The organism is Streptomyces sp. NPDC015220, from assembly GCF_043079345.1.
In the GTDB taxonomy this organism is placed as follows: Bacteria; Actinomycetota; Actinomycetes; order Streptomycetales; family Streptomycetaceae; genus Streptomyces.
The window spans coordinates 55,951-68,157 of record NZ_JBIBUK010000019.1 but is presented as its reverse complement, the minus strand read 5'-3'; the positions used below and the strand labels follow the sequence as shown (position 1 = coordinate 68,157).

The 12,207-nt window shown below is 74.4% G+C and carries 12 protein-coding genes; 6 read left to right on the top strand and 6 right to left on the bottom strand.

Translation table 11 applies throughout. The annotated features are described in order from the left end of the window. Positions 1–31: 31 nt before the first annotated feature. Positions 32–805 (top strand): DUF72 domain-containing protein, encoded by a 774-nt coding sequence (locus ACF061_RS29295; RefSeq protein WP_392269998.1) that lies wholly within the window; start codon positions 32–34, stop codon positions 803–805. 3 nt (positions 806–808) lie between these two features. On the opposite strand, the gene ACF061_RS29290 is transcribed toward ACF061_RS29295, so the two are convergent. Next, positions 809–1,177: a GntR family transcriptional regulator gene (locus tag ACF061_RS29290; protein WP_392269997.1), complete on the bottom strand. Its 369-nt coding sequence runs from the start codon at positions 1,175–1,177 to the stop codon at positions 809–811. Between the two features lie 120 nt (positions 1,178–1,297). Here ACF061_RS29290 and ACF061_RS29285 point away from each other — a divergent pair, with 120 nt between their 5' ends. Further along, positions 1,298–2,233, top strand: coding sequence for a GNAT family N-acetyltransferase (locus ACF061_RS29285; RefSeq protein ID WP_392269996.1), 936 nt, complete (start codon positions 1,298–1,300; stop codon positions 2,231–2,233). Continuing rightward, positions 2,208–2,708 carry a DUF402 domain-containing protein gene (locus tag ACF061_RS29280; protein WP_392269995.1) on the top strand — a complete coding sequence of 167 codons (501 nt, stop codon included), beginning with the start codon at positions 2,208–2,210 and terminating at the stop codon, positions 2,706–2,708. Before ACF061_RS29285 ends, ACF061_RS29280 begins: the two co-directional genes overlap by 26 nt. A 20-nt stretch (positions 2,709–2,728) precedes the next feature. Here the strand turns inward: ACF061_RS29280 and ACF061_RS29275 are convergent, their stop codons facing one another. Further along, complete coding sequence (locus ACF061_RS29275; RefSeq protein WP_392269994.1) at positions 2,729–3,355, bottom strand: class I SAM-dependent methyltransferase; 627 nt, start codon at positions 3,353–3,355, stop codon at positions 2,729–2,731. A 139-nt stretch (positions 3,356–3,494) separates the two neighbouring features. Here ACF061_RS29275 and ACF061_RS29270 point away from each other — a divergent pair, with 139 nt between their 5' ends. Together ACF061_RS29270 and ACF061_RS29265 are read left to right on the top strand one after the other, a co-directional pair. Further along, complete coding sequence (locus ACF061_RS29270; protein WP_392269993.1) at positions 3,495–3,629, top strand: hypothetical protein; 135 nt, start codon at positions 3,495–3,497, stop codon at positions 3,627–3,629. Between the two features lie 591 nt (positions 3,630–4,220). Further along, positions 4,221–5,330 carry a lytic polysaccharide monooxygenase gene (locus tag ACF061_RS29265; protein ID WP_392269992.1) on the top strand — a complete coding sequence of 370 codons (1,110 nt, stop codon included), beginning with the start codon at positions 4,221–4,223 and terminating at the stop codon, positions 5,328–5,330. Between the two features lie 77 nt (positions 5,331–5,407). Here ACF061_RS29265 and ACF061_RS29260 read toward each other — a convergent pair whose 3' ends face one another. Then, positions 5,408–6,286, bottom strand: coding sequence for an esterase/lipase family protein (locus ACF061_RS29260; RefSeq protein WP_392269991.1), 879 nt, complete (start codon positions 6,284–6,286; stop codon positions 5,408–5,410). A gap of 193 nt (positions 6,287–6,479) precedes the next feature. Continuing rightward, positions 6,480–6,926 carry a MarR family winged helix-turn-helix transcriptional regulator gene (locus ACF061_RS29255; RefSeq protein ID WP_392269990.1) on the bottom strand — a complete coding sequence of 149 codons (447 nt, stop codon included), beginning with the start codon at positions 6,924–6,926 and terminating at the stop codon, positions 6,480–6,482. A gap of 127 nt (positions 6,927–7,053) precedes the next feature. Here ACF061_RS29255 and ACF061_RS29250 point away from each other — a divergent pair, with 127 nt between their 5' ends. Then, positions 7,054–7,428, top strand: a complete 375-nt coding sequence (locus ACF061_RS29250; RefSeq protein ID WP_392269989.1) for a cupin domain-containing protein — start codon at positions 7,054–7,056, stop codon at positions 7,426–7,428. Between the two features lie 17 nt (positions 7,429–7,445). Here the strand turns inward: ACF061_RS29250 and ACF061_RS29245 are convergent, their stop codons facing one another. After that, positions 7,446–8,420 (bottom strand): hypothetical protein, encoded by a 975-nt coding sequence (locus tag ACF061_RS29245; protein WP_392269988.1) that lies wholly within the window; start codon positions 8,418–8,420, stop codon positions 7,446–7,448. Next, positions 8,417–11,986, bottom strand: coding sequence for a DNA polymerase III subunit alpha (locus ACF061_RS29240; protein WP_392269987.1), 3,570 nt, complete (start codon positions 11,984–11,986; stop codon positions 8,417–8,419). The genes ACF061_RS29245 and ACF061_RS29240 overlap by 4 nt, the downstream gene beginning before the upstream one ends. Positions 11,987–12,207 lie beyond the last annotated feature (221 nt).

Sequence of the window (12,207 nt, the reverse complement as noted above, 5' to 3'; positions counted from 1 at the left end):
CCCGCCGGCGGTGCGGTGTTTTGATGGGCGTATGACCCTGTTCGTCGGGACGTCGGGCTGGCAGTACAAGGACTGGCGCGGCGTGCTGTACCCGGAGGGGTGCCCGACCCGGCTGTGGCTGGAGGAGTACGCGGCCGCGTTCGCCACGGTGGAGGTCAACAACGCCTTCTACCGGCTGCCGGAGCGGGAGACCTTCGAGGCGTGGCGCGAGCGGGTCCCGGCGGACTTCGTGGTCGCGGTCAAGGCGAGCCGCTACCTGACCCACGTCAAACGGCTGCGGGACCCCCAGGAGCCGGTGCACCGCCTGATGACGCGCGCGGCGGGGCTCGGCGGCCGGCTCGGCCCGGTGCTGCTCCAGCTCCCGCCCACGCTGCGCGCCGATCCGGGCCTGCTGGACACCTGCCTGGCCTGCTTCCCGCCCGGCACGCGGGTGGCGGTGGAGCCGCGCCACGACTCGTGGTGGACCCCTGAGGTCCGCACGGTCCTTAAGTCCCGGGGGGCGGCGCTGTGCTGGGCCGACGCCCACGCCCGCCCGGTGACGCCCCTGTGGGCGACCTCGGACTGGGGCTACGTCCGCTTCCACGTGGGCCGCGCCCGGGCCTGGCCGCACTACGGCCGCCGCTGCCTGGAGACCTGGGTCGACCGGATCGCCACCACCTGGCCGGACGAACGGGACGTGTACGCGTACTTCAACAACGACCCGACGGGGGCGGCGGTGCGGGACGCGGCGGTCTTCGCGGGCGCGGCGCGCAGAGCGGGCCGGAAGGCCACCCGCACACCGGGGCGGACCGCCGAACGCCGGTGAGCGCTACTCCCCGTAGGCCGCCCGCAGGGCGTCGTGGACGGTGGCGAGCGCCGCGTCCCGCGTGAGCCCCAGGCGCCGTGCCCGCTCCGCGTAGGCCTGGGCCGCGCCGGCCGCCTCCCGGGCCGCGGCCGAGTCCGCGGCGGCCACGAACGTGCCGTTGCGGCCCCTGGTCTCGATCACCCCGTCCGCCTCCAGCGCCCGGTAGGCCTTGGCCACCGTGTTCGCCGCGAGTCCCAGCGACTCGGCCAGGCCCCGCACGGTCGGCAGCCGGTACCCGACCGGCAGCGCGCCCGACCGGGCCTGCTCGGAGATCTGCGCCCGCACCTGCTCGTAGGGGGGCGCGCCGTCGTCGATGCGGATCTTCAGGGTCACGTGGTGATTGTCGCGTATCCACGGGCGCGCGGCCCCCGCGAGCGGGAGCCCCCACCGTGCGGGCGGGGCCGGCGGAAAATGGGAGGCGTCCCCGGGGCGCGCCCCGTAGCGTGCTCCCGCATGACCGTGATCGTCCGTGATCTGCGCCCCGACGCGCGGGCCGACCTCGAGGGCTTCGCCCGCGTACGGCACCACGCGTTGCCGTACGTCCTCCTCACCGCCCAGTCGCTCGCCCACGACCTCACCCGGATGCGTCCCGACGCCCACTACCGTCCGCTCGTCGCCGTGGCGGACGGCGAGGTGATCGGGACGGCGCAGGTGCACCTGTCCCACGAGAGCGCCGAGCCGGGCCAGGGCAATGTGAACGTGTACGTGCATCCCGGGCACACCCGCCGCGGCGCCGGCACGCTCCTGCTGCGGGCCGCCGAGCAGCACCTGGCCGCCCACGGCGCGGTCAGGCTGTACTCCTGGGTGCTGGACGAGCCGGGCAACCGCGCCTTCGCCGAGCTGCGCGGATACCGGGCGAGCCGCTCCGCGCACTTCCTCCGGCTGGATCTGGCGGACGGCACGCTGCCGCCGCTCCAGGACCCGCCGCCGGGCGTGGAACTGCGCCGGGGCTCGGACTTCGCCGCCGACCCGCGCCCGCTGTTCGAGCTGGACGCGGAGACCACGGTGGACGAACCCAGCGACGTGGACTTGGAGTTCACCGACTACCAGGCCTGGCTCGAGGAGACCTGGCGGCATCCGCTGTTCGACGCCGAGCTGACGACGGTGGCCGTGGTCGACGGGCGACCCGCGGCCTTCACGGCGGCCCGCACGGACGGCGGCACCCGGTACGGCACGGTGATGACGGGCACCGCGGGGGCGTACCGCGGGCGGGGCCTGGCCAAGCTCGTCAAGAACGACTCGCTGCACCGGGCCCGGGCCGCCGGGTACACGCAGGCGCTCACGGGCAACGACACCGGCAACGGGCCGATGCTCGCGGTCAACGAGTGGTTCGGTTACGAGGTGTGCGCGACGGAGGTGCGGCATGTCCGCGAACTCGGGCGGAGCTGAGGAGCTGTTGGAGGTCGTCCTCGTCAAGGGCGGCCGGACGAAGATCCGTTACCAGGGCGTTCTCCTGGCCGACGACGGAACCCGGGTCGCCGTCCGCGCCGCCTGGGCGGGCGCCGGCGTGCGCGACTTCGGCTTCGTGCGCTTCGAGCCGGGCGACGTCTTCACCGAGTACTACTGGCGCGACCGGTGGTACGCGGTGAAGGAGGTCCGCGACGCCGGCGGCCGGCTGAAGGGCTGGTACTGCGACATCACCCGGCCCGCCGTCCGCACCGGCGCCGAACTCGTCGTGGAGGACCTGGACCTGGACCTGTGGGTCTCCGCGGACGGCGCCGACGTACGCCGCCTCGACGAGGACGAGTTCGCCGCGAGCGGCCTCGCGGAGACCGACCCGCGGGCCGCGGCCGCCGCCCTGGCCGCCCTCGACGCCCTGGAGCGGCTCGCCCTCGAAGGCGGCTTCTCCGCGCCGCCGGCCTGATCCGGCGGTCCGGCCTGGGCTCACACCACCGCCACCACCGCGTACCGCTCGTCGGCGACCTCCTTCCCCCACAGCCGCGCGTCCTCGGTCAGGTGTTCCACCCGGGCGCGCCTGGTGAGGGGGGCGAGAAGAGTGAGGAGCCGATCCGCGGGTATGCCGACCGGGGTGAGCGCTCCCCACACGCCCTCGACCAGGACCAGCCGTCCGGAGGCGCGCAGCAGCTCCCGCCAGCGCCGCAGGGCGCCGGCCGGGTCGGGAAGGGCCCAGAGCACATGGCGGACCAGGAGGACGTCGAAGCGCCGCTCGCCGACCGGCGGGTCGGCCGCGTCGCCGGCCAGGAACACCGCGGCCCGGCCGGCCAGCTTGGCGCGGGCCCGCTCGATCATGGCGGCGGAGAGGTCGACGCCGGTCACCCGGTGTCCCTGTTCGACGGCGAGCAGCGACAGGCTGCCCGTGCCGCAGCCGAGGTCGAGGATCTCGGAGGGGGTCTCGGGCAGCCAGTGGCGCAGCCGCTCCGCCCAGGCGGCGCGCACCAGCGGATCGCGCAGCCCGTGATCGGGCTCCTCGTCGAAGACGGCCGCCTGCGCGTCCCAGTCCGGGCGGGACGGGACCGCCGCGGCGCCGGCGGGCGTGATCGGTTCGCTCATGGGCCCAAGGGTGACACCCACCACTGACATCCGAATCGTGACAGCCGCCACAGACAGACCCGCACCGATGAGGAACTCTCGCCCGCAAGGTCTACCTCCGTGGGAACACGGAACCCGGTAGACGTCGAAGGAGGCAGCGATGCGCCGTGTGACCGTGCAGAAGCCCCTGAGGAAGACGGACACCCGACGGGTCCGTGAGGAAGTCGAGGAGCGTCCCGCCGGGCGGCCGGAGGTCCGCAAGGACATCGCGCGCACATGGTGGCCGGACGGATGACGGGCGGACGGACGGCGAGACGCGCCGCACGGGCCGTCGGCGGCGGTGGATCCGGTCGTGGCGGCAGTGCACCCGGCGCTCGGCGGACTCGTGGCGGAGTCCCGGAGCAGGGTCCCGGACGGATCTCCCGGTCCGCGTACGTCGTCGCGTTCGCTCGGAGCCCGCTGCGCGCTCCTGAGGCCCGCGGCCGCGCATCGCGGCAGCCGACCTCCTTCACCACCCCCGCCGTGTCCACGGGGAGCCGGTCGCCGTCCCGCTCCCCCGTCCCGCTCCCCCGCCGTGTCCACCGGACGGCTCGTCTCCATGCGCACCCGCCTTGTGCCGGCGCGCCCGAAACGCGGACGGCGGGCGGCGTCCGTCCCGCGCCGCCGGTACGCCGACGGTCGTGGGAACCGGGGTCCGCCGGTCCCGGACGCCGGGCACGCCGTCTACCTGAGCGCAGCCTGAGCGCTCCCTTAACGCGACCATAAGGATCGCTCCGCACCGCTCTCAGCAGGCGATTTTCCGGTTTCTCCGGGCTAGCTTCTGATCACCCACGGGATCCGCCACCCCCCCGTTCCCGCATCAGAAACCGTTCCCAGGAGCTCCCGCATGTCCTCTCCCAGGCTCTCCCCCGCGTTCGGGCGGGGGACACCCCGACGCCGCACGGCCGCCACACTCGCCGCCCTCGCCCTGGCCCCGTTCGCCCTGACCGCGGTCGCCGCCGCGCCGGCCGCCGCCCACGGCTCGATGGGCGACCCGGTCAGCCGGATCGCCCAGTGCTACGCGGAGGGTCCCGAGAGCCCGAAGTCGGCGGCCTGCCAGGCGGCGGTCGCGGCCGGCGGCACGCAGGCCCTGTACGACTGGAACGGCATCCGGATCGGCGACGCGGGCGGCCGGCACCAGGCCCTGATCCCCGACGGCAGGCTGTGCAGCGCGAACAGCGAGGAGTTCAAGGGCCTCGACCTGGCCCGCGCGGACTGGCCGGCGACCGCCGTGAAGAGCGGCTCGTACACGTTCGAGTACCGCGTGACCGCCCCGCACAAGGGCACCTTCAACGTGTACATCACCAAGTCCGGCTACGACCCGGCGAAGCCGCTGGCCTGGACCGACCTGGACCTTCAGCACCCGGTCGCCACGGTCACCGACCCGGTCGCCTCGGGTGGCTTCTACACGTTCTCGGGCACGCTGCCCGAGCGCTCCGGCAGGCAGCTGCTGTACGCGGTCTGGCAGCGCTCGGACAGCCCGGAGGCGTTCTACTCCTGCTCGGACGTCGCCTACGGCCGCGGAAGCGGTGGCGAGGGCGACGGCAAGGGCGGTGACGAGGGCGACGGCGGCGCCCCGGGCGGCTCCGTACCGGCGCCGACGGCCTCCGCGCCGACCGAACAGCAGATCGAGGACGGGGCCGGCAGGTCGACGATCGAGCACCACGGCCACGGGGACGCCGACGCCACCACCACCACGGACCCCACCGCGGCCCCGGCGCCGGACGACGCCTCGCGGGCCGCCGCGGCCCCCCAGGCCCAGGGGAACCGCCCCGAGCCCGCCGGCGGCGTGCGGCCGCGGAGCGCGGAGGGGGACCGGAGCCTGGCCGAGACCGGCGGTGACGGCAGCACCCCGTACGTCGCGGTCGGCGGCGCCGCCGTCCTGGCGCTCGGCTCGGCGGTCCTGTTCCTCTCGGTCCGGCGGCGCGCCGCGACCGGAGGCCGGCACGGCCGCTGAGACGGCCGCGCGAACCCGGGGCCCGTCCGGCGGCTCAGGCCGGGCGGGCCCCGGGACACCCACTCGGTCCCGGGATGTCAGCTGAACGCGGACGCGCAGGTGGTGGCGGTGGCGTGCGCCGGGTCGAGGGCGTTGGCGACCTCGTGGAAGGCGATGCGGTCGAACAGCCCGATCGTCACGTGCTCGGACGGATCGACCGCGCACAGGTCCTGGAGCAGGACGTTGCGGACGTCGGAGCCGGTCAGGTACTGCGTCCGCCAGGGGGTGACCACCTCGTCGTACTTGGTGGCGATGACCGTGTAGCGCACGCCGGGCACGGTGTCGCCGCCGGCGTTGAGCTTGGTGAGGAAGGCGGAACCGGCCACCTGGTCGGCGAGGCCGGGGGTGGCGGCGGAGAGCAGGCCGCTCGCGCCGGGGAAGTACGGCAGCAGGTTGGCGAGGCCGTCGAGGGTGGTGCCGTGGTTGTCGGGCGCGATGCCGACGAGGGCGTTCACCCTGGCCGCACCGCCGAGGAACCTCAGGTAGTAGCGGGGCATCATGCCGCCCTGCGAGTGGCCGACGAGGTCGGCCCTGGCCGCGCCGGTGGCGGCGAGCACCTTGTCGACGAAGGCGGACAGCTGCTCCGCCGACCTGCCGATGGGGCCGAGGCCGTTGAAGAGCGGGACGCCGGGCAGTTGCCCGTAGTCGAGGGAGAAGACGCAGTACCCGCGGCTCGTCAGATACGGAGCGAGGGCCGTCCAGTTGTCGACGGAGTTGCCGAAGGTGCCGTGGACGAGCACGACGGGGCGGGGGTGGGCGGCGGACGGCTTGCAGCCGTAGTCGTTCCAACCGCTGCTCGGTGCGGCGGTGGCGGCGGGCGCCTCGGAGGCGTGGGCGGTGGCGACGGGCACGGTGGCGACGGCGGCGACCAGGAGCAGGGCGGCCAGGTGTCCGAGGGCGCGTCTGACGGGCAGCATCGCGTGATCTCCTTGCGGCTCGAGGGAAGTGCGACGGCACTACGCCCTGTGATCCGGATCACGAGGATGCTGTTCACCCGTAAGTTACGAACGGGTAGTGCACATGTGAAGTTACGCGTCGGTAAAAACTTCCGGTGCCGATCGGCGGCGCCGCGGGACGGCGAGGCCGCGGGAACGCCCATCCGACGATCCGTCACCAAGTGGGCCGGATCGGACCGTACGGCGCGATGCGGGCCAACCGCTCCCACAGCGCGCGCACTTCACCCTCACCGATCGACCCGGTCCAGGCCCGCACCGCTTCCGCGGCCGCCTCCTCCGCCGCGCGGGTGCAGGCCCGGCCCCGATCGGTCAGCACGATCAGCCGGGCCCGCGCGTCCCCGGGGTGCGGCCGGCGCTCCGCGTACCCCTTGCGCACGATCTCGTCGACGAGCTGACTGGCCGCCTGCTTGGTGACCCCCAGGTGCGCGGCCAGCTCGGTGACCGTCGCGCCGTCCGGGGCCAGCCGCGCGAACGCGAAGCCGTGCGCCGGCCTGAGCCCCTCGAAACCGCGGGCGACGACCCCGTCGTGGATGCGCCGGGTGAGCTCACCGGCGACGGCGAGCAGGGCGGCGGACAGGGCCATGGCTTCGGAGTTCTGCACGGAGGCATTGAAACATCCTTGACGTGATGGTCAAGAAGCTTGACCATGATGTCGGAGCATTCGGTCAGGCAACTTGACCATTCGATTCCGCGTCACCACCCGTCCGCGAACAGACCAGGAGGCACCCGTGCCCGTCGTCCGCCCGTCCGAAGCAGTGACCCACGAGATCCACGGCGCCCGTTTCATCTCGTACGCCAGTCCGCTCACCGGCTCCAGGGAACTGTGCGCCTGGCGCGGCGAGATCCCCGCGGGCACCAGGGCCCCCGCCCACACCGTCACCCACGAGGAGATCTTCCACCTGCTCGACGGTGAACTGCTGATGACGCTCGACGGCCGCACCGAGCGGGTCACCGCGGGCGACACGGTGATCATCAATCCGGGCACCACCCTCGCCGTGGAGAACCCCGGGGACCGCACCGCGGTCTCCTGGGTGACCACCTCCGTCGGCCTGCGGGCCCGGCTGGCCGACGGCACCGTCCTGACCCCGCCGTGGGCCAACTGACCCACCGGCGGCGCGGGTCACGCGGCCAGTGTGCCCGGCATCACCGCGCGCGGTCCGAACCTGGCCCGCGCGCGGTCGGCGACCTCCTCGATGCGGCGCGCCTTCTCGTCGGCGGGGTCGAAGGTGAGCTGGTGGGAGGCGTGTTCGGCGGGGTCGAGACCCTCAGCGCGCAGGACGAGCGCGCGGACCCGGGCACGCTGGAGGCCCAGCGCCTCGTACATCCCGTACGCGGCCCCGGTCAACGCGGCCGAATGGCCGGTGGGTTCCGCCAGCGCGCGGCTGCGGGTGGTGGTGGAGCGGTCGGCGTAGCGCACGGTGAGGGTCAGGGTGCGGCAGACCTTGTCGAGGGCGCGCAGCCGGCCGCCCAGTTCCTCGGCGGCCGACAGCAGGGCCCTGCGGTGCAGGTCGGGGTCCAGCTCGTCACGGTCGAAGGGACGTTCGGCGGCCAGGGACCTGGAGACGGCGTTCGGGACGACCCGGCCGCGGTCGACGCCGTTGGCCCGCTCGCGCAGTTCACGGCCGGCCCGCGCGCCGACCAGGCGCTGGAGCGTCGACAGGGGCGCGGCGGCGACCCTGTCCAGGGTATCGAGGCCGTACTCGCCCAGGGTGCGGGCCGTCGCCGGGCCGACACCGGGCAGCGCGGTGACCGGCCGCCCGGCGAGGAACTCCGTGACGGCGGCCGGATCGCCGGGCACCGCACGGGTGCGGCCGGGCCGGGCGTCGCGCAGGGCCATGCGGGCCAGCATCGGGCCCGGCCCGGCGCCGATCAGGCAGTCGACGCCGTACCGGGCGAGCGCGCGGACCCTGATCACGGACGCCAGCTCGACCGCGTCGCGCCCGAAATACCGTTCGGCGCCCCGCAGATCGGCCAGCGCGCCGTCCGGCGGCAGCGCCTCCACGACCGGGGTGAACTCCTCCAGCAGCCCGAGCAGCCCCGGCAGGGCCGCCTCGTACATCGGGGGCAGCTGGAAACGTACGCAGAGAATGGTCATCCCGCGCTCCCTGGACTCTGGTGCCACAACTTCCTTCCACTGGCGGGCCCCGCGCCCGCCGGCCGCAGGTCCGCCCACGGGTGCATCTCGTAGCCGGTGGCCATCCGGATGCGCCGGTCGCGGGCTGCGTCCATCGGGTCGGGCGCCGCGGAGCCGGTGGGTGCGGGACGCCCGTCCGACCCGGCGAGCCGGGCCCGGCGCGCGCCCTCGCCGTCGCCCTCTCCCTCCTGGCCGTCCCCCGGCGGTCCGCCGGGACGGGCCAGCCGGGCCGCCACCTCCTCCAGGCCGCCCTCGGCACGCAGTTCGGCCAGTTCGGCGAGGTTCCAGGCGGCGGCGCCCACCACGCTGAAGCTGCGCGGGCCGCGCCGCTGCACCACTCCGCGCACCAGCAGCAGCCAGGAGTGGAAGACGGTGTGCGCGCAGGCGTCGTGGGAGTCGTCGAAGAAGGCGAGGTCGACCAGGCCGGTGCCGTCGTCCAGCGTGGAGAAGATGACCCGTTTGCCGGACCGGACCGGCGGGGTCTGGGTGGCCGCCTTGGCGCCCGCGACCAGCACCGTCTCGCCGTGCCGGGCCTCGCGCAGCCGGCGCGCGGAGACCACGCCCAGTTCGTCGAGGAACTCGCGGTGGTCGTCCATCAGGTTGCGTGAGGCGTCCATGGACAGCACGCCCAGCTCGGCGCTGAGCCGCTCGGCGTCGGACAGGTCGGGCAGGCCGGCCGCGGCCGTCTTCCGGCCGCCGGCCAGGGGCAGTTGGCCGCCGCCCGCGCCCCGGGCGCCGCGGTGCAGCTCGGTCAGGTGCAGTTGCAGGTCGCGGCGGTTGGCGCCGAACGCGTCCAGCGCGCCCACCTGGGCCAGCCGTCCGGCGATCGGCCGGCTCGGCCGGGCCCGCTCCCAGAAGTCGAGCAGCGAGGCGTACGGCTGCCCGTCCGCGATCCGCGCCGCCTCGGCCCCGCTGATGCCGTGCACATCACAGAGGGCCAGCCGAAGTCCCCACTTACCGGATGAATTCGCCCGTTCCGCCGACTGCGACTCAGACACCAGTTCGATACGATGTGCGACGCCCGACCGGTTCACGTCCAGCGGCAGGATCGGCACCCCGCGCCGCCGCGCGTCCGCCAGCAGCAGCCGCTTGGGGTACATGCCGGGATCGTGGGTGAGCAGCCCCGCGTAGAAGGCGGCCGGGTGGTGGGCCTTGAGCCACGCCGACTGGTACGTCGGCACGGCGAAGGCCACCGCGTGCGCCTTGCAGAAGCCGTAGGAGCCGAACGCCTCGACGATCTCCCAGGTCCGCCGAATCGTTTCCGCGTCGTATCCCTTCGCCGCCGCGTGCTGTGCGAACCACGCCTTGATCCGCCCCTGCGACTCCGGGTCGGACAGCCCGCGCCGCACCCGGTCCGCCTCGTCGAGTCCGCAGCCGGTCATGATGTGCACGATGTGGATGATCTGCTCGTGGAAGACGACGACCCCGTACGTCTCCCGCAGCGGCTCCGCCAGGTCGGGGTGCGGGTAGCGGGCCGGCGCCCGCCCGTGCCGCGCCTCGATGAACGGCCGCACCATGTCGGCGGCGACCGGCCCGGGCCGGAAGAGCGAGATGTCGACCACGAGGTCGTGGAAGGTGGCCGGCTGCAGCCGCCCCACCAGGTCCCGCTGGCCCGGCGACTCGATCTGGAAGCAGCCGAGCGTCTCGGCGGAGCGGATGAGCCGGTACGTCGCCGGGTCGCCGTCCCGCACGGCGTCCAGGTCGATCCGCTCCCCCGTCGCCCGCTCCACCTCCGCGACGGCGTGCGCCATCGCCGACTGCATCCGCACGCCCAGCACGTCCAGCTTGAGCAGTCCGAGGTCCTCCACGTCGTCCTTGTCGAACTGGGACATGGGCAGGCCCTCGCCGCTGGTCGGCATCACCGGCGTACGGGCGAGCAGGGAGGCGTCGGACAGGAGCACCCCGCAGGGATGCATGGCGACCCCGCGTGGCAGGGCGTCGAGGGCCTCGACCAGTTCCCAGAGCCTGCCGTACCGCTCCTTCTCCCCCGCCAGCGCCCTGAGTTCGGGCAGTTCCTCCAGCGCCGCGCGGGCGTCGCGGGCCCGGATGTGCGGGAAGGACTTGGCGACGCGGTCGATCTCGGCGGGGTCCATGGACAGGGCCGCGCCCACGTCGCGGATGGCGTGGCGGACACGGTACGTCTCCGGCATGGCGACCGTCGCGACCCGCTCGGCGCCGAACCGGCCGATGATCGCGCGGTAGACCTCGAGGCGGCGCGCGGACTCCACGTCGATGTCGATGTCGGGCAGGACCATGCGCCGCTTGGACAGGAAGCGCTCCATCAGCAGCCCGTGCTCGACCGGATCGGCGTGGGCGATGCCGAGGAGGTGGTTGACGAGGGAGCCGGCGCCCGAGCCCCGGGCGGCGACCCGGATGCCCATCCTCCGCACGTCGTCCACGACCTGGGCGACGGTGAGGAAGTAGGAGGCGAAGCCGTGGTAGGCGATGATGTCCAGCTCCTGGTGCATCCGCTCCCAGTAGTCACGCCGGCCGGCGTGGCCGCGCAGCACCATGCCCGCCGCCGCCCGGGAGGCGAGCGTGCGCTGGGCGGTGCGGCGCCCGGCGCCCACGAGGTGCGGCTCGGGGAAGTGGACGGTGCCCATGCCGAGGTCGTCCTCGGGGTCGACCAGGCACTCGGCGGCCGTGGCCTGCGTCTGCTCCAGCAGGCGGTGGGCGGTATCGCGCCGGAAACCCGCGGCCTCGACGACGCGCTCGGCCGCGCGCAGCATGGCGTCCGGGTCCTTCAGCCAGGCCTCGCCGGAGTCCAGTTCCTTGGCCGCGTCGACGGGGACCAGGCGGCGGGCGGCGTCCAGGACGTCGGCGACCGGGCCCTGGCCGGGGTCGGCGTACCGGACGGCGTTGCCGAGCACGGGCCGGACGCCCTGTTCGGCGGCGAAGCCGACGGTGCGGGCGGCCAGCCGCAGGGAGCCGGGCCCGGTGCCCTCGCGGCCGTGCCAGACGGCCTCCAGCCGCAGTGCGCCGCCGTAGACCTCGCGCCAGGGGACAAGGAGCCTCGCGGCCCGGTCCGGGCGGCCCGCGGCCAGTGCCCGGCCGACGTCCGAGTCGGGGCCGAGCAGCACGGTCAGGCCGTTGGCGTGGTTGTCGGGCCAGGACAGCAGCGGAGCGCCGGCGGCCGAGGGGCCGGCCGTGTGCACGGCGCTGACCAGCCGGCACAGATCGGCCCAGCCGCGGGCGCCGTCCCGGGCGAGGAAGGTGACGCGCGGGGCCGACTCGTCGACGAAGGCGCCGCCGCGCACCGGTGTCCGGCGCCGCTCCTGCCGTACGGACGCGTCGCGTCGTACCGGCTCGAATCCGGCCACCGCCAGTTCCGCGCCGAACAGCGGGCGGACGCCCGCCGCCGCGCAGGCCTTGGCGAAGCGGACCGTGCCGGCGAGGGTGTCGCGGTCGGTGAGGGCGAGGGCGTCCATGCCCCGCTCGGCGGCGCGCTCGGCCAGCCGCTCCGGGTGCGAGGCGCCGTAGCGCAGGGAGAACCCGGAGACGGTGTGCAGATGCGTGAAACCCGGCACACGCACCTCCCGAACCCGTGAGCCCGACCGGCTCTCGAACATCTGTTCCCAACCACTTCACCCCCACCATACCCCCATCCCCGAACGTGTGTACGACATCCGTTCGAGCGTGTCCCACCTGCGCAAACGTCCCCCGCCACGCAGCGTGAGGGCCATGTCGCACCCCCTTACCCACCGGCGCCCCGCCCTTCCACCGGGAGGTGAAAGGACGCACACCGTCC

What these genes read in the sequence shown, in the direction of transcription:
- ACF061_RS29280 (WP_392269995.1), top strand. Translation starts at nt 2,208, where the DNA reads ATGTCCGCGAACTCGGGCGGAGCTGAGGAGCTGTTGGAGGTCGTCCTC.
- ACF061_RS29260 (WP_392269991.1), bottom strand. Translation starts at nt 6,286, where the DNA reads ATGCTGCCCGTCAGACGCGCCCTCGGACACCTGGCCGCCCTGCTCCTG.
- ACF061_RS29285 (WP_392269996.1), top strand. Translation starts at nt 1,298, where the DNA reads ATGACCGTGATCGTCCGTGATCTGCGCCCCGACGCGCGGGCCGACCTC.
- ACF061_RS29270 (WP_392269993.1), top strand. Translation starts at nt 3,495, where the DNA reads ATGCGCCGTGTGACCGTGCAGAAGCCCCTGAGGAAGACGGACACCCGA.
- ACF061_RS29265 (WP_392269992.1), top strand. Translation starts at nt 4,221, where the DNA reads ATGTCCTCTCCCAGGCTCTCCCCCGCGTTCGGGCGGGGGACACCCCGA.
- ACF061_RS29295 (WP_392269998.1), top strand. Translation starts at nt 32, where the DNA reads ATGACCCTGTTCGTCGGGACGTCGGGCTGGCAGTACAAGGACTGGCGC.
- ACF061_RS29275 (WP_392269994.1), bottom strand. Translation starts at nt 3,355, where the DNA reads ATGAGCGAACCGATCACGCCCGCCGGCGCCGCGGCGGTCCCGTCCCGC.
- ACF061_RS29245 (WP_392269988.1), bottom strand. Translation starts at nt 8,420, where the DNA reads ATGACCATTCTCTGCGTACGTTTCCAGCTGCCCCCGATGTACGAGGCG.